This window comes from Saccharothrix sp. NRRL B-16314, from assembly GCF_000716595.1.
In the GTDB taxonomy this organism is placed as follows: Bacteria; Actinomycetota; Actinomycetes; order Mycobacteriales; family Pseudonocardiaceae; genus Actinosynnema.
The window spans coordinates 301,581-326,118 of the sequence record NZ_JNXC01000001.1; the positions used below are offsets into that span (position 1 = coordinate 301,581).

General features: G+C 70.6%; 19 protein-coding genes. 6 read left to right on the forward strand and 13 right to left on the reverse strand.

Going from position 1 to position 24,538, the window contains the following annotated elements; genetic code table 11:
• Positions 1-103: 103 nt before the first annotated feature.
• The 5 genes from rplI to OQ02_RS01470 all read right to left on the reverse strand — a co-directional run bounded on the left by rplI (position 104) and on the right by OQ02_RS01470 (position 2,886).
• Positions 104-562 carry a 50S ribosomal protein L9 gene (gene rplI / locus OQ02_RS01450; RefSeq protein ID WP_033436906.1) on the reverse strand — a complete coding sequence of 153 codons (459 nt, stop codon included), beginning with the start codon at positions 560-562 and terminating at the stop codon, positions 104-106.
• Between the two features lie 13 nt (positions 563-575).
• On the reverse strand, positions 576-815 hold the full coding sequence (gene rpsR / locus OQ02_RS01455) for a 30S ribosomal protein S18 (RefSeq protein ID WP_015805710.1): 240 nt from the start codon (positions 813-815) through the stop codon (positions 576-578).
• Between the two features lie 51 nt (positions 816-866).
• The gene (locus tag OQ02_RS01460) at positions 867-1,364 is read right to left on the reverse strand and encodes a single-stranded DNA-binding protein (protein WP_033436338.1); all 498 of its coding nucleotides are present in this window, start codon (positions 1,362-1,364) and stop codon (positions 867-869) included.
• Positions 1,365-1,376: 12 nt separating this feature from the next.
• On the reverse strand, positions 1,377-1,730 hold the full coding sequence (gene rpsF, locus OQ02_RS01465; RefSeq protein ID WP_081915380.1) for a 30S ribosomal protein S6: 354 nt from the start codon (positions 1,728-1,730) through the stop codon (positions 1,377-1,379).
• 157 nt (positions 1,731-1,887) lie between these two features.
• Entirely contained in the window at positions 1,888-2,886 is a 999-nt protein-coding gene (locus OQ02_RS01470; RefSeq protein WP_033436340.1) for a hypothetical protein, read from the reverse strand.
• Positions 2,887-3,060: 174 nt separating this feature from the next.
• Here OQ02_RS01470 and OQ02_RS01475 point away from each other — a divergent pair, with 174 nt between their 5' ends.
• The 5 genes from OQ02_RS01475 to OQ02_RS42095 all read left to right on the forward strand — a co-directional run bounded on the left by OQ02_RS01475 (position 3,061) and on the right by OQ02_RS42095 (position 8,066).
• A complete protein-coding gene (locus OQ02_RS01475) occupies positions 3,061-3,831 on the forward strand; it encodes a deoxyribonuclease IV (RefSeq protein WP_033436341.1) in 771 nt (256 codons plus the stop codon).
• Positions 3,828-5,237 carry a glycosyltransferase family 87 protein gene (locus OQ02_RS01480; RefSeq protein ID WP_197043188.1) on the forward strand — a complete coding sequence of 470 codons (1,410 nt, stop codon included), beginning with the start codon at positions 3,828-3,830 and terminating at the stop codon, positions 5,235-5,237. The genes OQ02_RS01475 and OQ02_RS01480 overlap by 4 nt, the downstream gene beginning before the upstream one ends.
• Positions 5,238-5,258: 21 nt before the next feature.
• Positions 5,259-6,842 (forward strand): hypothetical protein, encoded by a 1,584-nt coding sequence (locus OQ02_RS01485; RefSeq protein WP_033436342.1) that lies wholly within the window; start codon positions 5,259-5,261, stop codon positions 6,840-6,842.
• A gap of 193 nt (positions 6,843-7,035) precedes the next feature.
• Entirely contained in the window at positions 7,036-7,884 is an 849-nt protein-coding gene (locus OQ02_RS01490) for a helix-turn-helix domain-containing protein (protein WP_197043189.1), read from the forward strand.
• A gap of 14 nt (positions 7,885-7,898) precedes the next feature.
• Complete coding sequence (locus tag OQ02_RS42095; RefSeq protein ID WP_081915322.1) at positions 7,899-8,066, forward strand: DUF397 domain-containing protein; 168 nt, start codon at positions 7,899-7,901, stop codon at positions 8,064-8,066.
• 11 nt (positions 8,067-8,077) lie between these two features.
• Here OQ02_RS42095 and OQ02_RS01495 read toward each other — a convergent pair whose 3' ends face one another.
• The 8 genes from OQ02_RS01495 to OQ02_RS01530 all read right to left on the reverse strand — a co-directional run bounded on the left by OQ02_RS01495 (position 8,078) and on the right by OQ02_RS01530 (position 23,793).
• Positions 8,078-8,335: a hypothetical protein gene (locus OQ02_RS01495; protein WP_033436344.1), complete on the reverse strand. Its 258-nt coding sequence runs from the start codon at positions 8,333-8,335 to the stop codon at positions 8,078-8,080.
• Between the two features lie 16 nt (positions 8,336-8,351).
• Positions 8,352-12,635 (reverse strand): golvesin C-terminal-like domain-containing protein, encoded by a 4,284-nt coding sequence (locus OQ02_RS01500; RefSeq protein WP_231499826.1) that lies wholly within the window; start codon positions 12,633-12,635, stop codon positions 8,352-8,354.
• A gap of 162 nt (positions 12,636-12,797) precedes the next feature.
• Positions 12,798-16,193: an RICIN domain-containing protein gene (locus tag OQ02_RS01505; protein WP_051771495.1), complete on the reverse strand. Its 3,396-nt coding sequence runs from the start codon at positions 16,191-16,193 to the stop codon at positions 12,798-12,800.
• Between the two features lie 310 nt (positions 16,194-16,503).
• On the reverse strand, positions 16,504-18,072 hold the full coding sequence (locus OQ02_RS01510) for a glycosyltransferase family 87 protein (RefSeq protein ID WP_033436909.1): 1,569 nt from the start codon (positions 18,070-18,072) through the stop codon (positions 16,504-16,506).
• A gap of 96 nt (positions 18,073-18,168) precedes the next feature.
• Positions 18,169-19,350 (reverse strand): hypothetical protein, encoded by a 1,182-nt coding sequence (locus tag OQ02_RS01515; protein ID WP_081915323.1) that lies wholly within the window; start codon positions 19,348-19,350, stop codon positions 18,169-18,171.
• Positions 19,351-19,439: 89 nt separating this feature from the next.
• Positions 19,440-19,940 carry a hypothetical protein gene (locus tag OQ02_RS01520; protein WP_156076833.1) on the reverse strand — a complete coding sequence of 167 codons (501 nt, stop codon included), beginning with the start codon at positions 19,938-19,940 and terminating at the stop codon, positions 19,440-19,442.
• A gap of 291 nt (positions 19,941-20,231) precedes the next feature.
• Positions 20,232-22,709, reverse strand: a complete 2,478-nt coding sequence (locus tag OQ02_RS01525) for a transglycosylase domain-containing protein (protein ID WP_231499827.1) — start codon at positions 22,707-22,709, stop codon at positions 20,232-20,234.
• Positions 22,710-23,388: 679 nt separating this feature from the next.
• Entirely contained in the window at positions 23,389-23,793 is a 405-nt protein-coding gene (locus tag OQ02_RS01530) for a DUF5318 domain-containing protein (RefSeq protein ID WP_197043190.1), read from the reverse strand.
• Between the two features lie 169 nt (positions 23,794-23,962).
• Here OQ02_RS01530 and OQ02_RS01535 point away from each other — a divergent pair, with 169 nt between their 5' ends.
• Entirely contained in the window at positions 23,963-24,508 is a 546-nt protein-coding gene (locus tag OQ02_RS01535) for a PadR family transcriptional regulator (RefSeq protein WP_033436348.1), read from the forward strand.
• Positions 24,509-24,538: the final 30 nt, after the last annotated feature.

Below are 24,538 nucleotides of genomic sequence, written 5' to 3' on the forward strand. Positions count from 1 at the left end.
CGGCGTGTCGCGGTCCACCCGTCACAAGGGTTGTCCACAGCCGAACGCACGAAAGCGCCGTCCGACCAGAACACCTGGTCGAACGGCGCTTCCGGTGGAAACGTCAGCCCGCGTTCGCGACCTCGACGGAGAGCGACACGGTGACCTCCGGGTGGAGCCGGACGCTCACCGAGTGCTTGCCGAGGGTCTTGATGTGACCCGCGATCTCGACGGCCCGCTTGTCCAGCGTCGGGCCGCCGGCCGCACGCACGGCCGACACGACGTCGGACGAGGTGACGGAGCCGAACAGCTTCTTCGAGCCCGCCGCGGCCTTGGCCTTCAGCGTCACGGAGCCGAGGCCCTCGAGCGAGGCCTTGATCTCCTTGGCGTGGTCGAGGTCGCGGACCCGGCGGTTGTCCTGCGCCCGGCGGATGACCTCGACCTGCTTGGCCGCGCCCTTGGTGGCGACGATCGCCAGGCCGCGGGGCAGCAGGTAGTTGCGGCCGTAGCCGTCCTTGACCTCGACGATGTCGCCGGGGCCGCCGAGGCCGGTCACGTCAGCGGTGAGGATGAGCTTCACGATGCCCTCCCCTTTCTCAGCGAGCGGTCGAGGTGTAGGGCAGCAGCGCCATCTCGCGGGCGTTCTTGACGGCGACCGCGACGTCGCGCTGGTGCTGGGAGCAGTTGCCGGTGACCCGGCGGGCGCGGATCTTGCCCCGGTCCGAGATGTACTTCCGGAGCAGGGTGGTGTCCTTGTAGTCGATGAGGTTGGCGTTCTTGTCCTTGCAGAACGCGCAGACCTTCTTCTTGGGCTTGCGCACAGGCGGCTTGGCCATGTGTGGACTCCTGGTATTACGCAGTGAAGTGTGGAGTGGACCGGTGCCGGTCTAGAAGGGGGGCTCGTCGGCGAAGCCACCGGAGCCGGCCGGGGGCGCGGAGCCCCACGGGTCGTCGGCCGGGGCGCTGCCGCCGCCACCGCGAGACTGACCGCCGCCGCCGAAGCCGCCGCCGCCGTCCCCGCGGCTCACCTTGTTGACCTTCGCGGTCGCGTAGCGCAGCGAGGGGCCGATCTCGTCGACCTCAAGCTCGATGACGGTGCGCTTCTCGCCTTCCTTCGTCTCGAAGGAACGCTGGCGCAGCCGCCCGGAAACGAGCACGCGCGAACCGCGGGTGAGCGACTCGGCCACGTTCTCCGCGACCTGACGCCACACGTTGCACCGCAGGAACAGCGCTTCGCCGTCCTTCCACTCGCCGCTCGCCTTGTCGAACGTGCGAGGGGTGGATGCCACGGTGAAGCTCGCCACCGCGGCGCCGGACTGGGTGAAGCGCAGCTCGGGATCGGCGGTCAGGTTCCCGACCACCGTGATCGTCGTCTCGCCAGCCATGGTGAGCGGCTCCTAAGCCTTCTTGGCAGCCTTGACCGCGGCCTTGGCGGCGATCCTCGCCGCGACCTTCGCGGCCTTGGCGGGCTCGCGGCGGATGACCTTGGTCCGGAGCACCGTCTCCTGGAGGCCCAGCTGGCGGTCCAGTTCCTTCACTGCTTCCGGGCTGGAGATCAGGTCGAGGACGGCGTAGATGCCCTCGGGGTTCTTGTTGATCTCGAAGCTCAGCCTGCGCTTGCCCCACACCTCGACCTTCTCCACGTTGCCACCCGTGGTGCGGATGACGTTGAGGAACGTGTCGAGGGACGGCGCGATCGTGCGCTCGTCGAGACTGGGGTCGAGGATGACCATCACTTCGTAATGACGCATGAAGACCACTCACCTCCTGTGGACTCGGCGGCCACGGACGTTCCGTGGCAGGAGGGTCGTCGCGTCAGCAACTCCACGAAGGGTAACAGGCCCCGGACGTGCTCTTTACCTGGCCTCGGAGCCGACCGGGTGTTCGAGCCGGGTGTTCGAGCGGGGTTCAGGCCACCGCGCGCCGCAGCACCCACGTCCGCACGAGCGCGCCCGTCACGCAGGACAGCAGCAGCACGGCGAGCAACACGGGCGCCGCGACGCCACCGCCCATCCGGCCGATGCCGGGCAGCGCCTGGGCACGGCCCGCGGTCTGCACGCCGTCCGAGTCGTCCGCGCCGGGCAGCCCGTGTCCGGGCCGGTAGCCGCTCACCCCGCCGCCGTAGCGCACGCCCGGTGCCGGCGCGTACCGGCCGGGGATGGCGAACGGCAGGGAGCCGTAGCCGAACAGCGGCACGCGGCCGAAGTTGCCGCCCCACGGGTTCGAGCCGTACAGCGGCACGTCCAGCCGCCCGTCGACACCGCCGACCGGGGCGAGCGGGTCCTGCCGCTCGGTCGGGGCGCCGGGGTTCGGGGTGCCCGGTTCGCCCGGCTTCCCCGCCTGCGGCGGTTCGGTCGGTGACGGCTTGGCGCCGGGCAGGCCGGGGATCGCGCCGACGACCTGCTGCGAGCCGTCCGCGATCGCTTTCGACCCGTCCTGGACGGGCGCGACGGCGGTGTTGACGCCCTGCACCGCGACGCCGCACAGCTTGGTCAGCTCGGTGCGCACGCCGGTGGAGAGGGTGACGATGATCGGCCCGAGCAGCGGCAGCTTGACCAGCTCGGCGTTGACCTTGTCCGCGATCTCGCCGCCGGTGATCACACCGGTGCCGGTGGGGATCACCCCGATCGGGATGGGCGGCAGGGCCGAGAACGCCTGCTGGAACGGGTCCGCGAGCGGCGGACCGAGCAGCGGGATGGCCCGGATCAGGTCGACCACCGGGTCGAGCACGGCGGTCGTGCTCAGCGACACGGGCGTGCCCGGCGCGCCCTGCACGGTGGTCGCGCAGCTGCCCACGACGACGGGTTCGGCCGCCACGGCGGCTCCGGACCCGGCTGCGGCCCCCGCCGCGCCGACCGCGAAGACGACGGCGCCCGCGCTCAGCAGTCGGGTGAGCCGGGTCCGCATGTCTGGCCTCCTGGCAGTGCCTGGTCCGGGTTCCGAACCGTGCGAGCACGGGTACCTACTTGCAAGTAACGAGCGTAGGTGCTGATGGTGACGCGAACCACCCCCGCGCGGTGACATATTTCGTATCGGCGGCCGTCGGCGGTGCGTTGCACCGCCCGACTACCCTGCACAGTCATGCGCATCGGGGCCCACGTCCGCGACGACGACCCGCTCGGCGCCGCGGTCGAGCGCGGTGCCGACGTGGTCCAGTTCTTCCTGGCCGACCCGCAGGGTTGGAAGGCGCCCGCACCACACCCGCAGACCGACGGGCTGCTGGCGTCCGACCTGGACGTCTTCATCCACGCGCCGTACCTGGCGAACGTCGCGTCGCTGAACAACCGGATCCGGATACCGTCCCGGAAGATCGTGCTCCAGCACGCCGAGGCGGCGGCCAAGGTCGGCGCCAAGGGCCTGATCGTGCACGGCGGCCACGTCACCAAGGGCGAGGACCCGGCCGCCGGCATCGCGAACTGGCGGAAGATGTTCGAGCGGCAGGCGGAGAGCGGCGGTTTCGCCGTGCCGATCCTGATCGAGAACACCGCGGGCGGCGACAACGCCATGGCGCGCACGTTCGACATGCTCGGCAGGCTGTGGGACGCGGTCGGCGAGTTCGGCGCCGGGTTCTGCCTCGACACGTGCCACGCGTTCGCCTCCGGCGAGGACCTGGTCGGCATCGTCGACCGGGTGAAGGCCATCACCGGCCGGGTCGACCTGGTCCACCTGAACAGCTCGCGCGACGAGTTCGGCTCGGCGCGCGACCGGCACGCCAACATCGCGTCCGGCACGATCGACCCGGAGCAACTGGTCGCGGTGGCCGCCGCCGCCGGTTCGCCGGTGCTGGTCGAGACACCGGACGAGGGCCAGGCCGCGGACATCGCGTTCCTCCGCGAGCACTTGGGCCGATGAGCGTGACACGGGAGGTGGTGGCCGTGCCCGAGCGCGCGGACGCCGGGTCGCGGTTGCCGCGGTTCGGTCGGGTCGCGCTCGCCGCGGTCGTCCTCCTGTGCGGGCTGACGATGTTCGTCGGCTTCCTGAACAAGGACCGCTGCACCGGCCCGGAGTTCGACCAGTGGGGCCGCAGCGCGCCGGACTACGAGGAGCGCAACAAGGCCGAAGTCTGCTACTCGGACATCCAGCACCTGTGGATCGGGCGTGACGTCGACCGGCACGTGTTCCCGTACGTGCACGGCAGCATCAACAGCAAGGGCGTGCTGGTCGGGGGCGTGGTCGAGTACCCGGTGCTGACCGGGCTGCTGATCTGGGCGGGTGCGATCTTCGCGCAGACCGACGCGGCGTTCCTGCTGTTCTCGGCGCTGCTGATGGCGCCGTTCGGGCTGGCCACCGGGTGGCTGCTGGGCAAGCTGAGCCGGTGGCGGGCGCTGATCTGGGCGCTCGGCCCGCCGATGGTGCTGTACGCGTTCCACAACTGGGACCTGCCGGTCGTGTTCTGCGCGGTGGCGGCGGTGTACGTCGTGCACCGGGGCTGGGGACGGCGTGAGCGTCCGTTGGTGGACCGCGCGGTGGCCGCGTCGGTGCTGCTGGGCATCGGGTTCGCGTTCAAGATCTACCCGGCGATCTTCGTGCTGCCGCTGTGCCTGTACGTGCTGACCGGCGGTCCCGGTGGGCGAGGGCTGCCGCGCGGGACGCGGTACGACTTCGTCGGCGCGGCACGGGTGGCGCTGGCGTCCGTGCTGACCGTGGTGCTGATCAACCTGCCGTTCGTGGTGGTCGGGTTGGAGGGCTGGAAGGCGTCGTTCGCGTTCCAGGGCCTGCGGCGGGTGGACATCACCACGAACTCGGTCTGGTTCTGGTCGATGCGCCCGTTCATGTCGGACCTGACCATGCAGACGGTGGTCGGCGTGCTGTCCCCGGTGGGGATCGTGGCGTCGTTCGCGCTGGCGTGCTGGATCGGGTGGCGGCGGTACCTGCGCGAGGGCACGTACCCGTGGGTGCCGGTGTCGGCGGCGATGCTGTGCGGGTTCCTGCTGCTGCACAAGGTGCACTCGCCGCAGTACACGCTGTGGCTGGTGCCGATGTTCGTGCTGCTGCGGGTGAACTGGGGTTGGGTCGCGGCGTACTTCGCGGCCGACTTCGCGATGGGCGTCGGCATCTTCCGGTGGTACTACGCGATCGAGTTCGGTGAGCCGTCGGGCATCTACGACGGGTTCTCGGCGCAGGCCGTGGTGATCGGCGTGTGGGGTCGTGCGGCGCTCCTGGTGGCCCTGTTCTTCGTCTTCCTCCGCTCCGAGGTCACTTTCAAGGACCGGAAACCCGCCCTCCGCCGACGTTCCGCTTCCACACCCGCCGCCTGATCGACCAGGGGGTCGACGCCGATGGACGACGAGTTCACCGCGGCGGAGGTCGTGGGTTCGGTGCTCGTGCGGTGGGACGCGCTGCGGCATGAGTCGGGGCCGCGGGTCGGTGACGAGCGGTTCCTGGACTGGTTCTTCGACACCTTGTCGGCGCACGGCGATCCGGACACCTTCGCGTTCCTGGGGTTCGAGGTCGCGGTGGAGCTGTTCGACCGCGGGCGCGGCGGTGATGCGTTCCTCGTGCTGGGCAGGCTGGGGCGGCACGTCGCCCGCGGCGTCGAGCCCGACCTGACGGCCCGCGCGATCATGGCGCTGACCGACACCTGCGCCGGGCGGGCGGTCGACCGGGGGACGACCGCCCGCGCGGTCGGCGTGCTGCGTGAGGCGGTCGACGCCGTCCGCGGCCCGGTCGACGTGCGGGTGGAGCGGGCGGTGTGCCGGGCGTTGTCCGGCCTCGTGCAGCTGAGCGGCAGGTCCGCCGCGCTCGACCAGGCCAAGACCCGCGAACTGGCCGCGCTCTGGCGGGAGCTCGCCGGGCGGTGCCGCGGCAGCGACGACCCCGAGCTGCGCGGGTGGCGGGCGCACGCGTTGGGCAACGAGGCGCTGCTGTGGCTGCAGGTCGACCGCGAAACCGACGCGCGTCGGCGGTTCGCCGAGATCACCGCGGAGTTCGGTGCGGACGCGCCGGGCGCGTCGCCGGACGTGGACCGGTGGGTCGGCCGCGCGCGGCACGCCGTCGGCGTGCTGGACCGGTTCGACGTGGGCGAGGCCGAGCTGAAGCTCGACTACCTGGAGCGCCAGCGGTACTGGGACCGTCGGCGTCGGTTCAAGGGCCTCGGGTTCGTGCACTGGCTGCTGGCGGGTGCGCCGCGCAACCGGATGCGGCAGCTGGCCCGGGAGGCCCGTGATCGGCACCGGAGGTCCGTCGGTCAGGTGCGTGCGTGGTTGTGCGCCGGCGAGCCGTTCGTCCTGCTGCTCCGCAACTTCGAGCTGACCGAGCGGTCCGGGATCGCGGCGTCGCCGCCCTTCGGGGAAGACCCGGACGACGTGCCCGCGGACCACGTGCAGGTGATCAACTTCAGTCCCGGCGCGTCCGCGCTGAGCGAACTGGCCGCGGCGGTACCACTGGTCCTCGTGGCCAGCACCACGGCGGCCGAGTTGGAGCTGGGGCAGGACTTCGGCCAGTTCACCGCGCCGGTCCGGTTATACCTGCCGGACGAGACGTGGTTCGACACCGTCTCGACGCTGATCGGGGTCGCCGACCAGGTGATCGTCTGGGCGGCCGAGCTGAGCCCCGGCCTCGCGCGCGAACTCGACGCCCTGGTCGCCGAACGGCGGACCGACGACACGCTCGTGGTGCTCGACGCCCCGGGCTCCGACCCGTTCTCGCGGGTGTTGCTGCCGCGCGCCGACAACGAGCCGCTGACCCGCGGCCACCCGGCGCTCGCCCCGTTCCCGCACGTCGTGGACGCGGCCGAGCTGGGGCGGGCGGTAGCGGAGAGCCCGGCGCTGCTGGACGTGCTCGACCGGCTCGACGCCGTGCACGCGGTGCCGACCGACCAGCGGCTCGCCGGTCTCCGCGCTCGCCTGGACGGGCACCGGTGACTCCAGGTCGGCAACCCCGGGTCGGTACCTCCGGGGCGTAACTCCGGAATATGCCAGAGGAATATCGCTCACCATCGGGTGAACCTGTGCGGTCCGGCTGGTCGTCGGTGGCGCCCCCGGGCCAGGGTGGCGGTCATCCCAATCCTGTCCTGACGGAGGCATCATCAGCATGACCGCGCCACGGGGGAGCACCTTGCGCCGACGGCGACTCGGGCACGAGTTGCGCCGACTCCGCGAAGAGGCGAACCGCACGCACATCGACATCTCGAAGGTCCTCGACTGCACCCAGGGGCGGATCTCCAAGATCGAAGCCGGGTTCCTCGCCATCCGGCCGATGGAGGTCAAGGTGGTGCTCGACTACCTGGCCGTTCCGGAGCCCGAGTGGGAGCCGCTGATCGCCCTGGCCAAGGAGGCCCGCGAGCAGGGTCGCTGGCACAAGCACGCGAGCGTGATGACGTCCAAGTTCATCACCTACGCCAACCTCGAAGCCGAGGCCACTCGGATCTGCACCTATGAGGCCGAAGTGGTACCCGGCCTGATGCAGACCGAGGCTTACGCCAATGCCGTCAACCACGTCACTCGCCCACGGGACGACATCGATGCCGAGCGCTACACCGAGGTGCGGCTGGCTCGGCAGGAGCGGGTCCTCAACGGCGAGTTGAACCTCTGGGTGGTGTTGAACGAGTCGGCCATCCGGAGGGTGGTCGGCGGTGAGCGGGTGATGCGCGAGCAGTTGCAGCACTTGTTGGAGCTGGCGCACCAACCATCGGTGACGTTGCAGGTGCTGCCGTTCTCCGCCGGACAGCACCCGGCGATGAGCGGTCCGTTCGTGATCACCCGGTTCGAGGATCGCCGGCAGGACCCCGACGTGATCTATTTGGAGAACCAGACCGGTGGCCTCTACCTGGAGGACAAAGCCGACATCGAGCGGTACAACCTCACGTTCGACCGGTTGATCGCGGACGCGCTGGACGTCGGGCGCTCGGCGAAGCTGATCGGTCAGGTGATCGACGAGCTGTCGGGGGAGACCATCCCCTACTGACCAGAGGGGCAGACATGACCTTGACCTGGCGTACTAGCAGCTACAGCACTGCGGGCCAGAACTGCGTCGAGGTCGCGCACGGCGAGCGGGTGGTCGGCCTTCGGGATTCCAAGAACCCCGAAGGCCACCGGCTCGCCGTCAGCCCGCAGGCGTGGCGGAGCTTCCTGACGACGGTGCGCTGACCGGCGCACCGTCAGTCGTTGCGCCGGACCAGCAGCGCGCCGAGCCGGACGAACACCACCAGCACTCCCGGCCCGACGACCGCGCACGCCAGGACGAGGTCGTCGGACGCGCCGAACTCGGCGGCGGTCGCCGTCACCGCCCAAGCGGACAGCCCGAGGTGCACGGCGAACAGGGCCAGCCGCGCCGGCACGTTCCGCACCGGCGCGAGCGCCACCGCGAACCAGATACCCGCGGCGACGAACGCCAACGCGACCACGATCAGCCCCACTCGTCCATCCTCCCGATCAGCCGCTGTGCCCTGGATCGGGTACCAGTGTCCCGAGCGAGCAGAACTTCTTGAACGGCGGGTTGATCCCGGGGTCGGTCGGGACCATCGGGTTGATCTGCCACGGGTTGCCCAGCCGCTCCTGCGACGAAACCGCGCTGCACAGGCCGTACCCGGTTTCCGACGAGAACTCGGGCACGGCGGCGAACCGGAAGAAGTCCCCCTTGGCGACGGGCTGGTTGCTGCCGGAGTAGCGACCGGTCCGGTCCATCGCCCGCCCGTTGTGGTAGAGGTACTGGTCGGGCATCAGGCTGCTGACCAGCACCGGAGTTTGCGATCGGGCAGGCTGCACGGAGCCGTCCGCGCACGCCTTGAAGTACAGCTCCTGCCAGATGGGCGGCGCGTCGGCGAAGATCGACGCGGTCACGCCGGACACCCAGCCCCGGTTGAAGAACATGTCGCGGAGGTCCGCCGCGAGCCGCTTCACCGGTTCGGCGACCCGGCTGTCCTGCGCCAGCCGCTCCGCCCACGCCGTCATGTTGTCGGCCGGACCGGACGCGGCCAGCATCGGCCGGTACGCGATGGAGCCGCCCGCGCCCGTCACCGCCTGCACGCACACCGCGTTGGTGGTGGTCTGCGCGCCGGACGCGTCGAGCAGCACCGGCGCGGTGCCGCCCGAGGAGTACGCCCGACCCGGCGCGATGCCCTTCGCCAACGGGTCCACCGAGGTCCACGCGCCGTCGTGCGCGTTGAGGTCCGGCAGCCGGAACCTCAGGTCGGGCGCGGGGATCGCGTAGTCCTGCTGCACGGCCCGGATCAGCTCCACCATGATCTTCGGCAGGTGGGTGTTCCCCGTCCGGTTCTCGTAGTAGGCGGCCTCGCTGCCGGGGATGATCTTGCCGTCGGGACCGGTCACGAACGTGACCGTGGCCTTCGTGCGGATCTTGTACCGGTCGTCGTCGCTGAAGTGCGCCGGCCGCTGGTCGGTCGTCGGGCGGTCGGTGTAGGGCTGGGCGAACCCGATCCACAGCGGTCCGCTGGCACCGTCCGGGTGGTTCACCGCCTCGCTGCCCGCCGCCAGCACCTCGTCGCGCCACCGGGAAGCCGCCGCCTTCGTCGCCGGGGGCAGGCAACCGCTCGTCGCGGTCGAGCAACCCGACAGCGCCATCATGTCGCCGGACGACTTGACGCCCCAGTCGTACAGCTTGACCCGGTCGCCGAGGGTGCCCGCCAGCCATGACGCCACCAGCGGGGTGTCGATGTTCTGGTCCTCGTCGAACACGGCCACGGCCTCCACGGTCTCCTCGTGGAAGTCGCCGCTGATCGGCACGAAGGCGACCGCGTCGAAGGCGATGTCCTCGGTGCCGTTCCCGTTGGGGGTCACCGAGTCCAGGACCACCTCGGGCACGCCGTTGAACATGAACGAACCCAACCGCACCCAGCGGTTGCCCGTGCCGGGCTGCTTGACGGTGCGCGTCACGTCGCCCCGCGCGGTCTTCACCACGTAGGACGCCAGGTTGGTGTGCGCGCCGTGGTCGGGCAGGGCCACCAGCACCGACATCGGGCCGGTGTGGGCGTTGGCCAGCCGCCAGCCGGCACGGACCCGCAGCTTGCCGCCCTCGTCCGCGGCGGTCCTGGTGTGGGTGAACCAGAAGTGGCCGCCGAAGCCGCCGCCGATCTGGTGGGTGTCGATCTTGCCGGGGTGGTGGCCCGTGCCGTCGTCGGCGAAGGTGAACTGGAACGTGCCCGCGTTGGTGAACGGCTTCGGGCAGTTCGGGCGCACCACCGGGGCGTTGTCCGGTACGTCGTCGACGATCCTCGCGCCGGACGGCAGGCCGCTCAGCGTGCACTGCGGCGGGTAGGACGTGCCGTCGTCCTGGTACGCCCAGCCCGGGTCGAACCGGAGCAGCTCGTTGCCGCAGGTGTAGTCGCAGTCGGCCTTCCACGTGCTCGACCGGTGGTACCAGCACTTGAGGTCGTACTGGCCCGAGGCGTTCTTGTGGGCGCACGGCCCGGCGGGCTCGCCGATCACCTCCGGCGCGTCGGGCGTGTGCCGGGCACCCGGCTCGCACGAGTTGGACGAGTCGCAGAACTGGTTCACCGGCGGCTGCGCTCGCGCCCGGTTGCGCGGCGCGCTGATCTCGTCGCCGTTCCACCACGCCGGGCGGTACCCGCTGACCAGGACGCCGGGTGACTCCAGCACCTCGACGGGGTGGCCCGCCCAGCCGATGACCTTCTCCGGGTAGGGCCAGTCCTGCGGGTGCGCGGCGTCCCCGTACCCGGTGTCCAGGAAGGACGGCCGGTTGGCCGGGTAGCGCGGGTTGGCCGGGTTGTTCAGCCAGCCGACGCCCCAGGGCGAGCCGTCACCCTTGTCGGGGTAGAAGCCGGAGTTGTACGCCCACGCCGCGAAGAACCAGTTCTCGATCTTCGACGGATCGCCGTTGTTGACCTTCAGGCCGGCCCGCGCCACCTGGTTCCACTTGGACTGGAGCACTCGCAGGCCCGCCGCCACGTTGGCGGCGAAGTCGAGCGCCACCGCGCGCTGGCTCTGGTACGGCAGCGCCGTCTCGTTCGGGCGCTCGCGACCGGCCAGCCGCATGCCGTCGGTGAGCTGCGTGACGCCGTAACCGCAGTCCGCCTCGTCCCACCTGATCGTCCAGTCGTCACCGGGGTCGCCGTTGTAGATGTCGACCCCGAAGTAGTTGCCGATCAAGGGGTTCGCCGTCACGCCGGGCAGCGCGAACCGCGCCGCCTGCCACAGGTTGGACTCCTGCGCGGCCACGCCCAGCATCACCTGCGCCGGCACGTTCCCGCCGCCGTCGAGCGGCACCGACGGGAAGAGCCCCTGCGGGGTGTAGGCCGGCATGCCCAGGTTCTTCCAGTTCGCCGGTCGGCCGACCGTCAGGGAGTTGCGCACCGCCTGGTCGACGGCCCACTCCACCTGCCGGGGCTTGGGCTGCATGACCTGGTTGGCCGGATCGTTGCGCGGCACCGCGCACGTCCGGTCCGCGAGGTCCGCGGGGCTGTTCGGGTCGCTCGCCGAGGCGGACACCCCGCCGCCCGCGGTCAGCGCCGGGGTCAGCGCGTGGCCGGCCTCGGCGAACGGCGTCCCCTCGGCGGGCTGGAGGGGAACCGAGAGGTCGACGCCCTCGCCCGTCCCCACCGCGGTGGCCGACAGGGCCAGCGGCTGGGGAGACGTGGGGTCGGCGACCGGCGCCCTAGGGTCGGGCTGCTCGGCCCGGCGCACCGACGTGACGGCGAGCCGGCCGTCCAGCGAGAGCCGGGCACCCCGTGGCACGTCCACAAGGGACACACCGCCGGGCGCGGCCTTCTTGGCGGCGTCGCGGCCGACGCCCGTGACGAAGACCCGACCGCCACGCGGGGCGGTCACGCCGAGGTCGGTGAGGCCGCCGTTCGCGAGCGTGGTGGCGGCACCGGGAGCGGCACCGGGGGCGGGCACGGCGAGCCGCCGCACCAGCGCCTTGTCGCTCCCGTCGCGCTCGGCGTACACGACGCCGCCTTCCGCGTCGGCGGCCAGGTCGTAGGCCACGCCCGTGGTCGGCGCGAGCACGTGCCGCGCGCCCTGGTCGTCGATGCGCACGATCGCGCCGCTGTCGGCGGCCACGATCCCGTGGGCCGTCGGCACGGCGGACGTGACCTGCCCGGCCACCTCGACCCGTGCGCCGACGCTCGCGCCCGCCGCGTCCACCCGCACCAGTCGGGTGCGGCCCAGGTCCTCGTCGCCCTCCTGCGTCAGCAGCGCCTCCTCGCCGGGTCCGCAGGACGGGCTGAAGTAGGCGAGGCTCGCGGTGACCGGCAGCTTCGTGACCTCGCCGGACCGCAGGTCGACCACGGCGGTGAACCCGCCACGCCGGGCCAGGGTGGGCTTGTTGGTGAACGTCCTCGGCGCGTAGACCACTACCGCCCGGCTGCCGGAACCGGTCACGCAGGCGTTGCCGATCCACTGGTCGGTGTCGACCGCCGGTTCCGACAGCGACGCGATGCGCCGCCACTGGTACCCGACGGCGGCGTCGGCCACCAGCAGGTGGAACCCCGCGCCGTCACCGCTGGTGAGCACCGCCCGGTCACCCGAAGTGCGCCAGTCCGCGCCCAGCACGGCCTCGCGCCGGTCCTCGGGGACGGCCACGGGAGCGGTCGCCTTCGCGGCCTGCACCGGGAGGTCCTGGTCGGCGGGTTGCGCGGCGGCCGGCGGACCGTAGGCCGACACCAGCATCACCGCCGCGGCGCCCGCCGAGGCGATCCGGCCGCCCCGCGCTCGTCGTCGTGGTTGTCGCAGTCGCACGGCTCAGCCCTCCGACCGGGACGCAGTACGACTGCGTCCTCTGCTCGTCATCTCTACCGCTCGGTTCACGGTTCTTTTCCTTTCGAGTTCCAGGGCGCGCGTCATCACGGTCGGAATCGCTCCGACCGTGATGACGCGGTTGTTCGCGGTCAGCCCGACCGATCAGTTCAGGAAGGAGAAACGCCAGGTGGTGGCATAGGCGTCGTTGTTGCAGACCAGGCCGAACGGGATCTGCTGCACCGGAGCGCCCGGCGTCGTGTTGCAGCCCGCGAGACCCATGTACAGCCCGCTGTTGCGGTTGGCGAAGTCGTTCTTGCCGTTGATGTCGAGAATGGTGCTGCCGGACGCCCACTGCTGGTTGTAGGCGCCCCACACGCAATTCGCCTGCTGAACGGGTGCGCCCACGTCCGTCCGGTTGTCCGGGACTTCCAGGCACTTGCCGCTGTTCTCGTTGCGGAACTGGTAGACGTAGCGCTTGAGGCCGTTCGCGTCGGTGTAGGTGGTGATCCAGTTCACGGCCCACTTCTCCGCGAAGTCACCGGTGCACGTCCGCTGCACGGCGGGCACGCCCGAATCGACCCCGCTGCCCTGGGGCGCCAGGCACAGGTTCGCGTGACTGGTGATCTTGGCGACCTTGCCGCTCGACGCTTCCGCCGGGACGAACGCGACCGCGTCGAAAGCGATCTTGTCCGGGGTGGCGAAGCTGGTCTTCTTGAGGGAGCTGACCGACACCGACGGCTTGCCGTTGAACGGGAACGTGCCGAGGTTGATCCACTTGTCGCCGGTGCCCGGCCACACCGCGTTGACGGTCAGCGGCCCGTTGGCCGTGTCGACCACGTACTCGATCGACTGCCGGCTGTCCTCCATGGCCATCGGCCGGTTGACCCACACCTCCGCCGGCGAGGTCAGCACCTGGCCCAGCGTCCACCGCGCCGAGACCGCCAGCTGTTCGCTCACCACGTCGGAGGCGATGCCCAGGTCGGTGAAGTAGAAGTGCGAGCCGTACCCGCCGCCGGACTGCTGGAGGGCGATCTTCCCGGACTCCTGACCCGCGGCGTTGCGGCCGAAGGTCAGCTGGAAGGTGCCGTCGGCGAAGTTGGTGCGCTTGCAGCCGACGTTCCGGACCGGCGGGGTCAGCCGCGGGATGTCGTCCACCACCAGGGCGCTGGTCGGCAGCCCGGCCGTGCCGCACGTCGGCGGGTAGCTGGTGCCGTCGGCGGGCTCGGCGTTGGCGTACGCCGGGTAGTCGTAGCGGATGAACTCGTTGCCGCAGGTGTTCGGGCAGTCGTCCTTCCAGCTGACCGCGTCGTGCCACCAGCACTTCAGGTCGTAGTACCCGTCCACGGACTTGTGCCCGCACGGCCCTGCCGGCTCACCGACCACGTCCGGGTGGTTCGGGAGGTAGTCGTTGTCCTTGGAGCACGAGTTCTTCGCCGGGTCGCAGAAGGTCCACCAGCTCGGCTTGACGCCGTCGCGGAACGCCTCGGAGTTCCACCAGGCGGCGCGGAAGAACGGCACCTCGACGCCCGGCGCCTCGTACCCGGACGGCGGGTTGGCCGCGAAGCCCATGACCCGCTCGGGGTAGGGCCACTGCTGGGGCTTCGCGAAGTCGCGCGGGTCCTTGCCGAACGGCGCGCGGCCCTCGGGGTAGCGCGGGTTGGCCGGGTTGTTCACCCAGCCGAGGCCGTGCGCGCCGTTCGAGCCTTCCTCGCCCGGCGGGTGGTAGCCGGAGTTGTACGCCCACGCCGCCGCGAACCAGTTCTCGATCTTCGACGGGTCGTTGTCGTTCATCCGCACGCCGGCGGCCTGCAACTGGATCCACTTGTCCTGGAGCAACTGCATCCCGGCGGCGATGGCCGCCGCGTAGTCGGTCGCGACCGCCTTCTGCTGCAGGGACGACAGGCTGCCGCCGCGCCGCATCCCGTCGGTCATCTGGGACACGCCGTAGCCGCAGTCGGCGTGCTCGGGCCGGATGATCCAGTCGTTGTCCGGGTCGTCGTCGTAGCTCTCGAGGCCGTAGTAGTTGCCGATCAGCGGGTTGCCGTAGTCGCCCGGCATGATGTACCTGCTGGCCTGCCAGAGGTTGGATTCCTGGCCCAGGATGCCGAGCATGACCTGCGCGGGGACCTTGCCGGTCATGATGCGGGGCGGGAAGAGGCCCTGCGGGCTGTAGGCGGGTAGCCCGTTGCTGTGCCAGTTCGCCGGCCGCTGGATGGTCAGGCCGCCCTCGATCGCCATGTCCGCCGCCCACTCCACCTGCTTCGGCTTGGGCTGCATCACCTGGATGGCCGGGTCGTTGCGCGGCACGGAGCACAGCGAGTCCGGGTCGTCGGCCGTGATGCCGACCTCGCCGGTGGTGGCGTCGCCGTTCGCCGGTGGCTGCCGGACCTCGACGCCCTTCGCCTCCGACCCCGTGCCGCGGACCGGGTTGTCCGCCGGGTTCACGGTGAACCCGAGGTCGCGGCCGGTCTTCGTGCTCTTCGCCGCGATGTGCACCGGCTGGGTGGCGAGGGTCGCCTTGCCGGACGCGCGCAGCCCGGTGACCGCGGCCTCACCGGAGGTGGAGACCTCCGCGCGGGCGTCGACGTCGAGCTCGGTGACGCTCCTGGGCAGCTTCTCGACCTTCGCGGGCTTGCCGGTCAGGAACACCCGGCCCGCCGTGCCGCGGGCGATGCCGACCTCGCCGGTGCGGCCCGTCGCCAGCAGCTCCGATTCCTTGCCGGAACCGGGGAAGCGTCGCACCTCGACGCCGTCCTTGTCCGCGCCCTGTGCGTAGACCACGCCACCGTCCGCGTCCGGCGTGAGGTTGTACGCCACGCCGCGGGTCGGGGTGAGGCGTTCGAGCTTGCCGTCCGCGCCGACCAGCGCCAACGTGCCCGCGGCGGCCACGACCAGCCCCTTCGGGGTCGGCACGGCCGAGGTGAGCTGGCTGCGCAGCTCGGTGCGCCCGCTGAGCGCCCCGGTCGCGGTGTCCAGGGTGAACACGCCGGTCTTGCCCAGGTCCGTGTCCGCGCCCTGGGTGAGGGCGACGACGTCGCCCGCGCCGCAGCCCGGGTTGAAGTAGGCGAGGCTGGTGCGGACCGGGAGTTCCGTCACCGCACCGGACGCGAGGTCCACCACGGCCGTGTACCCGCCGCGGTTGGCGAGCTTGTCGTCGTTGGTGAACGTGCGGGGCGCGTACACGACGACCGCGCGCTTACCCGACCCCGTCACGCAGGCGTTGCCGATCCACTGGTCGGCGGGCAGACCGGGCTGCCGCAGCGAGGCGGTGGTGCGCCAGGTGTAGCCCGTCCTGGCCTCGGCGGTCAGCAGGTGGAAGCCCTCGGCGTCACCGGAGGTCGTCCACAGCAGGTCGCCCGACTCCTGCCACCCCGGGCCGAGGAGCTCGTCGCGCTTGCCGTCGTCGATCGAGGGCGGTTCCACCGGCGGTGCCGCCGCCTGCGTTGCCTGCACGGACCCGGGCGGAAGCGTCGGTTCCGCTTGCGCGGTACCCACCACCGGGCCGAGCAGCAGCAGCGAGAACGCGCACAGCGCGGCTCGCGACCACGTTCTTGACATGGTTGCCTTTCATCGTCATCGAGGCGCGCGCCGACACCGCACGGCGATTTCGCCGCACGGTGGAACTATTCTTCGGCACGTGCCGTTAATTGGGCGTCCTTGAGCGCACCCGGCCGCCACGACTGAGCGGGGGTGTGTCGAAGAACGTGATCACCGCCCGAGAAAGGCGGGTGTGGAGGAGCTGGTGAACGTCAGCTCAGAAAGCGCCCGAACTGTTTCGGGAAAACGACGGGCGCAAAAGAAAAGTATTCATCAGCCCCCCTGATTCCGGCACTCCGCAGTGACCGGTCAACTCAGTAAAACGGGCTGATCATGAATTGTCAACGGATGCAGTGGTGGCCCCGCGATAGGGCTTGAAACGCAGCACGCGGCGATCCGGAGCGCCGTCCAGGAAACCGCCACACGGGTCGTCATCGCCGCTTTGGCGCACCAGATCACGGGCGGGTCGGTAGATCTCGCGGACGATGAACGCGCACAGCACGAGCACCGCCACGTCCCGCGCCACCACCGCGCCGAGGAACCAGTCGATCGGCAGGCCCTTGTTGTCCTCGCCGAGGTAGAAAAACATCCGCGGCACCCACACGAACGCGTCCACGGCCATCCACGCCAGCAGCAGCTTCCACCGCGGCAGCGCCAGCACCGCCAGCGGCACGAGCCAGAGCGAGTACTGCGGGCTCCACACCTTGTTGGTCAGCAGGAACGCCGCCACCACCAGGAACGCCAGCTGCGCGAACCGGGGCCGCCGTGGCGCGGACAGGGTGACGAAACCGATCGCCGCGCAGCACACCAGGAACAGCACCGCGCTGACCGTGTTCAAGACCTCGGGCGCCTGACCGTGCGTTAGGCCCGGGTCGAAACCGGGCCACCCGGTCCACTGGGCGACCACGTTGTACAGCGAATCCGGGTCCACCCCGCGTTCGGTGTTCAGGCGGAAGAACTCACGCCACCCGTCCGGGTAGAGGAAGGCGATCGGCGCGTTCACCAGTGCCCACGTGGCCATCGTCGCGCCCAGGGTCGTCAAACCGGCGCGCATCCGGTCCGACCGCCAGCACAACAGCAGCAACGGACCCAGCAGGAACAACGGGTACAGCTTCGCCGCGCCGCCCAGCCCCAGCAGCACGCCCGCCAGCACCGGCTTCTTCCGCGCCCACGCCAACATGCCCGCCGTCGCGAACGCCGTCGCCAACGTGTCGAAGTTCGTGAACGCGTGCACGATCACCAGCGGTGACACCGCCACCAGCACCGCGTCGTACGGCCGCCGCCTGGCCAGCTGCGCCACCGCGTACGCCGTCACCAGCCACGCCAGCGCCAACCACAGCGCGGTGATGTTGAAGTACACGATCACCGTCATCGGGTTGGGCAGCCACCCCGACGAGGCGATCACCGTCCACCCCTGCGCCATCCGGGCGTTGAGCAGCTGGAACATGCCCGTCAACACCGGGTACTCCATGTACCGCACGTGCGCCGTCGGCTTGCCCTCGTCGTCGACCCAGGACGTCTTGTAGGGGAACGTGTCAGGCTTGTCCAAGCGCTCGGCCGTGTACAGCGGCACGGTGTCCGAGTAGCACATCGCGGTGAACTGCTTGCTGCCCCGCCAGTCGAGCTGCACCACGCCGTTGCCGTCCACGTACTGCTGGATGCACGGGGACTTCTGGAACCACGACAGCGCCAGTGTCACGACCGCGAACAGCAGCACCACCCGCAACGGCGTCCAGAACCACTGCCGCCCGACCGACGCGTGCCTGCCCACCGGGCCGCCCAGCGGCTTGCTCGCCTTCCGCGCCAGCGGTTCGGTCCACGTCGGGTTGACCCGCTCGTCCGGACCGAGCGAGTCGGCGTCGTCGGCGTTCGCCTGCGGGTGCTGCGAAGGGCTGGCCACGGGCACGGATGCTACGGGCACGGGTCGATGGAGGTTGTGAGGTCCGGCACTCGGGCCCGCCGCGGCCCCGAAGGTCCGCGGCGAGCCCGAGCCGGGTCAGCTCGTGGGCCAGAGCACGGCGTGCGCGTGGAACCCGGGCAGGACCGTGTAGCCGACGACCGCGCCGCCGTCGTTCGCCGCGACCACGCTGGTCGACGTCGAACCCGCCGGTGCGCCGAGTTCCTGGATGGCGCCACCGGTCCAGCGCACCGCGCGGTCGGTCTCACCGGCCGACTCGGAGTTGCCGACCACGGAACCGCTCGCGGTCACGTCCACGGCAACGCTCGACACGTCGCCCGCCAACGGGGGCAGTTCGGTGAGCTGCCCCGCCGCGTCCCAGGACAGGGCCAGGTAGCGCCAGCGGCTGACCACCGCGTTGCCCACGACGACGCCCGACTCGTTCAACCCCACCAGGTCGTAGTAGGTCCTGCCGGCCGTGCTCAGCGCACTCGCGCCGGTCCCGGTCCACCGAACCGCCTCGGTCGGCGCCGTGCCTGGCTGGAACGACCCGACCACGTCGCCCGCGTCGTTGACGAGGTTCGCCCAGGCCCGCCCGGCGGCCGGCGGGGCGAGCTCGCTGATCGTGCCGTCCGCGTCCCAGCGCACCGCGTGGATCTTGGCGTCCGGCGTGTAGACCGCGCCGACGACGACACCGGCGTCGTTGATCGACGACGCCCGGTCGGTCACGCTCTGGCCGACCGACGTGTAAGTGCCGCCGGGCAGGAAGCCCAGGTCGGTCACCGTGCCGTCGGCGGACCACTTCACCGCGTGCGTCCGGCCGTCCGCGGCGGACGAGTGACCGACCGCGACCCCCGACGCGTTGACCTCCGCCACCTCGCCTCTGACGCCGCCGGGCAGGAGCTGCAGCGCGGTGATCTCGCCGGTCGCGTCCCAGCGGACCGGCCGCCGCTGACCCGACAACTCCGCGACGCCGACGATCACCGCGCCGGTGTCGTCGACATCGACGGCGGTGCTCCACGTGCTGCCCGGCAGCGTGCCGAGCTGACTGATCGCGTGGTCGACGCCCCAGCGCACGGCGTGCGTCTCGCCGGCGGCCGTGGTCGCCTCACCCACGACCACCCCGGTCTCGCTGATGTCGACGGCCCTGCTCTCCGTGCCGCCGGGCAGCGTGCCCAGGTCGATCGGCCCGGTCGTGTCGGCGCCGGCGGGCTGGACACCCAGCAGCGCGACCCCCGCCGCGGCGAGCATTCCCGCCGCGGCGATCCTGTTTTTGCGCATGACAAATCTCCTTGCTGTCAGGTGTTCCGGTGAAAACCCGCCGTGGTGCGGGCGGCGTGTCCCGCCGGCGAGATCGGCGGGGCCGGGTGTCAACGAGGAGTGGTGACCCAGAAACCTTCGATGAAATCGTTCATGCCGTCGCCGACGTAGGAAGTGTCACCCTGGTAGCGGTTAGTGCCCGCGAACGGGTCGTAGGCCACGTCGTACGCCATCGTGGTCCAGCAGCCACCGTGCACGGCGAAGGACGAGATGCGGTTCCTCCACGTGGGGAAGTTGTTCTCGTCGAAGTAGATGAGGTAGCCCTCGGCGTCGCAGGTCCCGGCGTACCCGTACCAGGTCACCTGGCCGTTGCTGCCGTCCCACTGCCAGTTGTCGTACCAGGTCATCAGCTGTACGCCCACCGCGAGCGTCTTCAGCTCGGGGGCGTTCGGGTCGGTCGAGCACGCTTTCCGGACCGCGTCCTTCGGCGACTTGCCGGTCACCACGACGCAGTGCTCGGTGACCGGGTCGGCCTGCGCCGGACCGCTGATCGAGACTATTGCGAACAGTGACAGGGCAATGCCTGCCAGAACTTTTCGGGCGTTCCTCACCGTGGTTTCCTCTCGACTTCTCGACCGCGGTCGAATCAGGGGATGGCGGAATTCCCCCCAAGCTCAAAAAGGCTGGGGGTGTCCTGGTGAATGGTTACCGCCTATGGCTTGCCGGCCTTTTTCGGCCTGGCAAAGCGGCGGATAACGTGAGTAAACCCGGCTGGTCGCCCAGTGTCAACGAATCGACGCCCGCCGGTGAGACCGGGGTCGTACCCGCCTGCCTGCGCTCCAGACGAAAAAAAGGGGCCCGGCACATGGCCGGGCCCCTTCTGACGTGCGTGATCCGATTCGCTAACCGGTCGGTGCCGTGCCGCCGACGATCGGGTCGGAAGACGGTTCGGGCTCCCCCGTCGTGGTCGGCGCGCAGAGCGGCGGCCGGCACGGGTTCGTCGAGCGGGTCGTCGTCGGCGTCGTCCGGGTCGTCGTGGCCGGCTCGGTCGTCGTCGGCTTCTTGTCGCTTTCCTTCGTCTTCTCGCTCGTCGTGGTGGGCGGAGTCGTCGTGAGGGGCTTGGGCTCCTCGAACTGGCCGATCGGCTTCGGCTTCGGGAACTTCTCCATGGCCGTGCCGTTCAGGGCACCGTCCATGAACTTCTTCCAGATCTCACCCGGCAGGCCACTGCCGTAGATGTCCTTGCCGGCGGCGTTGACGAGCGCGATGTTGCCCGCGTCGGTGCCGATCCAGACGCTGGCCGCGAGCGTCGGCGTGTAGCCCGCCATCCACGCCTTCGCGTTCCGGCTGGTGCCCTGGAGTTCGTGCGTGCCGGTCTTGCCGGCGCAATCGCGCCCGCCTGCGCACGCGATTGCGCCCTTCGGGATGCCCTTGAGCACGTCGGTGACGTTGTCCGCGATGTCCTGGCTCTTCGTCGGGTCGTCGTCGAACGCGGGCCGCGTCTCGTCGATGTGGTGGTAGATCGCGACGTTCTCGGCGTTGGTGATCTTCGAGACGAAGAACGGCTTGTGGTACACACCGCGCGCCGCGAACGTGGCGTAAGCGGAGGTGATGTCGAACGGCCGCACCAGGTAACCGCCGATGGAGATGTTGCCGTTCGGCTGGGCGCCGCCCTCGTCCACCAGGAGCTGGGTCGTCTTGTCGCCGATCGTCACCTCCTTGGGGATGCCCGCGGCGAACGCCGCTTCGGCGACCTTGTTGGTGCCGAACTTGAGGGCCATGTCGAAGAAGACGGTGTTGACCGACTTCACCATGGCCTCGCGCACGCTGCACCGCTTCGGGGTGTTGCACGCCACGCCGGGCGAGTTGCGGACCGCGTTGTTGCCCATGCGGCCGGGGAACTCGCGCGGCGAGCTGCCGTCGTACGCCTCGCCCGCGCCTTCGCCCTGCTTGAGGGCCGCGACGAAGTCGAACGGCTTGAACGACGACCCGGGCTCCTGGAGCACGCCCGTCTGGTAGTCGAGGCCGTCGCCGGTCGCACTGCCCCAGTAGGCCTTGACCGCGCCGGTGTTCGGGTCGATGGCCGACATCGAGGTCTTCAGGATCGGGTCCTGACCCTTCATCACGTCGTCCACCGCCGCCTCCGCCGCCGCCTGCATCGGCGGGTCGATGGTGGTGTGGACGGTGCCACCGATCTTCTTCAACCGGTCGACGCCCCACTGCAGCTCGGACATCTCCTGCTTGACCTGCTGGAGGATGTGCAGCCGCGGTCCGGCGAGGCCGGCCTGTTCGGCGTCCGGCACGGGCTCCGGGAACGGTTCGCTCGCGCGGTAGGCCGGTTCGATCATCTTGTGCTCGACCATCTGGTCCATCACGTAGTTCCAGCGCTCGAGCAGGTACGCGGGCTGCCAGTCGCGACCGGGGTTCTGGATCATGCCCGCGAGCAGGGCGGCCTGCGAGTGCGTGAGGTTCTTGAGGTCGTCGTGCCCGAAGTACGCCTTCGCCGCGGTCTTGATGCCGGAGGCGCCCTTGCCGAAGTAGACCGTGTTCAGGTACGCGGTGAGGATGTCCTTCTTGTCCTGCTGCTGGGACATCTTGTACGCGGTGACGGCCTCGGTGAACTTGCGGCTCAGGGTCATGCCGTCCTGCTCGGTGGCCGCCTTCACGTACTGCTGGGTGAGGCCGGAGCCACCGCTCTGCTCGCCCTTGAGCTGGTACCAGCCGGCGCGGGCGATGGCGGTCAGGTCGAAGCCGACGTTCGTCATGAACGTCGGGTCCTCGGCCGCCATGACCGCGTCCTTGATGGATTGCGGCAGGTCCTCGTACTTGACGAGGGTGCGGTTCCCCTCGGCCTGGGCGATCTTGGTCATCGGCGAGCCGTCGGAGTAGAGGATGGTGATCGCCTTGTCCTGCTTGGCGGCCTCCACCTCGGGGTTCGGCACCTCCACCACCTGGTAGGCGATGGCGAAGGCGACGACCGGCGCGACGAGCATCAGGCCGAAGGCCACGTAGGTGGTGCGGCGCACCCGGCGCCAGATCTTCTTCCGGCGCACGGCGCGGGCCTCCTCCTCGGTCAGCTCCTCGTCGTACTCGTCGTCGTAGAACGGTTCGAGCTCGACCTCGTCCTCGCGGTGGGTGAGGAGTTCCGGTTCGCGAGGCGTGGACTGGTACACGGGGGGCAGCAGGTCCGTCGGCTCCTCGCCGGGACGCCGTTCCGGGCCTGGTCCGCCGCCGGGCCGGCGCGGACCGCCGGGGCCGGCCATCGGGGGACGGCCGCCGGGCGGCACCGGTCCACCGGGCGCGCCGGGTCGGCGCACGCCGCCGGGAGGGGTGTTCGGGCGCTGGGGCGGGCCGCCGGGCACGCTGCCGGCCGCCGCCACGCCATCGGGACCGCCCGGACCGCCGGGCCGGGCACCGGGACGGCCGGGGCCGTCACCCGGCGCGCCGTGCCTGCCGCCGTTCGGGCCGGGACCGCCAGGACCACCGGGGCCACCAGGACCGCCCGCACGACCGGAACCACCGGGACTGCCCGCACCACCAGGGCCGCCCGCACCGCTGGAACCACCGGGACTGCCCGCACCACCAGGGCCGCCCGCACCGCTGGAACCGCCGGGAACGCCCGCACCACCGGGACCGGCAGGACCGCCGGGACCGGCAGGACCGCCGGGTCGGCGGGGGCCGCCACGGGGGATGCCGCCGGGCGGTGTTCCTCCCTGCGGTGGCATTCCGCCCGGTGGGGTCGCCGGGCGGGAGAACCCTCCCGGCGGAGTCCCCTGCGGGGGTGCGCCGTGCCGAGGGCCGGGGCCGTCGGCCGGAGTGCGCGCGAAACCACCTGGTGGGGTGTTCGGACGCTCCGGCTGATCCCCGGCTCCGTGCCGCGGTGAGTGCAGGCCGCCGTCCGGGTCCTCCCCGGTCGGCCACTGCGGCTCCGCGCCACGATGCCTGTCGTCATGCTGGTCGTTCACGAAATGGCCTCCCAGACCGGCGTGCTCCTGCACGCGGTTCGGTGGTCGTACGCCACTGCTCCTTGTGGGAGCGGCGCCCGTGGCCGGAGCCGGTTCACTCCGCCGCGGTCCTCCTGCGCGGCTTGCGAGAATCCAGGCCACGCGTACCCAGGACGTATGACTGCACCAGGTGGTTCCAACTACATGTGCGGCAAACTTCGACCACGTACACGGTGAACTCCTCGAAGAGGTTCGCCATGCGGGCCAGCTCGTCGGCGGTGCGCGCGGACCCGGCCGCGTGCTTGAGCTCGTCGCCGTAGACCCAGGACACGTGGGTGAGCGGTTCCTTCCGGCACACCGGGCAGGTCACCTGGCTCGGTTGGCCGTGGAACTTCGCAGCTCGCAGCAGGTACGGGCTGGCGTCGCAGACCTCCATCGTGCCCACTCGACCCGCGTAGACCTCCGCCAGCAGCGCGCGGCGCTGCAGGGCGTAGTCCACGACTTGGCGTTGGGTCAACACGACGACCAGAGTACGTGCCGCCCGAATCGGGTCGATGGGCCGTTCGGGGCAGTGGGCCGAAGGCAGGGGCCACTGTGGGGCACGCGACATCGCATCAGGATGCGCAGATGTATCGGGCCGATATACTGAGCCCACACATCGGCGCTCACTGGTGCGAGGAGGTGCCCGCGTGCTGGAGTTCGCGATCCTCGGCCTGCTGCACGAAGCGCCGATGCACGGCTACGAGCTGCGCAAGCGTTTGCACGAGCTGTTGGGAGCGTTCCGCGCGTTCTCCTACGGAACGCTCTACCCCACGCTGCGCAAGTTGCAACGTGGTGGGCTGATCGTCGAGGAGGTCCCCGACGACGATTCGGCCCGCTGGGGCCGCCGGGCGCGCAAGGTCTACCGGCTCACCGCCGAGGGCAAGGAGAGGTTCGCCGACCTGCTGGCCAACGCCGGCCCTCAGACGTGGGACGACGACTCGTTCGGCGTCCACCTCGCCTTCTTCTCCCGCACTCCGGCCGAGATCAGGATGCGCATCCTGGAAGGCCGCCGGCGGCGGGTCGAGGAACGTCGTGAGGGGCTGCGCACCTCGTTATCAGCGACCAGCGAGCGCATCGACCGGTACACCAGGGAGTTGCACCGGCTCGGGTTGGAGAGCACCGAGCGCGAGGTGCGGTGGTTGAACGAGCTGATCGCCCACGAGCAGGCCGAACAGCGCGAGCAGGACCCATGAGCACCCCGAAGAAGCAAACCCCGAAGAAGC

Bases quoted from the DNA above. Each gene is read 5' to 3' on its own strand.
- OQ02_RS01505 (WP_051771495.1), bottom strand. From the start codon at position 16,193: ATGTCAAGAACGTGGTCGCGAGCCGCGCTGTGCGCGTTCTCGCTGCTG.
- OQ02_RS42095 (WP_081915322.1), top strand. From the start codon at position 7,899: ATGACCTTGACCTGGCGTACTAGCAGCTACAGCACTGCGGGCCAGAAC.
- OQ02_RS01460 (WP_033436338.1), bottom strand. From the start codon at position 1,364: ATGGCTGGCGAGACGACGATCACGGTGGTCGGGAACCTGACCGCCGAT.
- rpsF (WP_081915380.1), bottom strand. From the start codon at position 1,730: ATGCGTCATTACGAAGTGATGGTCATCCTCGACCCCAGTCTCGACGAG.
- OQ02_RS01475 (WP_033436341.1), top strand. From the start codon at position 3,061: ATGCGCATCGGGGCCCACGTCCGCGACGACGACCCGCTCGGCGCCGCG.
- rpsR (WP_015805710.1), bottom strand. From the start codon at position 815: ATGGCCAAGCCGCCTGTGCGCAAGCCCAAGAAGAAGGTCTGCGCGTTC.
- OQ02_RS01515 (WP_081915323.1), bottom strand. From the start codon at position 19,350: ATGCGCAAAAACAGGATCGCCGCGGCGGGAATGCTCGCCGCGGCGGGG.
- OQ02_RS01485 (WP_033436342.1), top strand. From the start codon at position 5,259: ATGGACGACGAGTTCACCGCGGCGGAGGTCGTGGGTTCGGTGCTCGTG.
- OQ02_RS01480 (WP_197043188.1), top strand. From the start codon at position 3,828: ATGAGCGTGACACGGGAGGTGGTGGCCGTGCCCGAGCGCGCGGACGCC.
- OQ02_RS01470 (WP_033436340.1), bottom strand. From the start codon at position 2,886: ATGCGGACCCGGCTCACCCGACTGCTGAGCGCGGGCGCCGTCGTCTTC.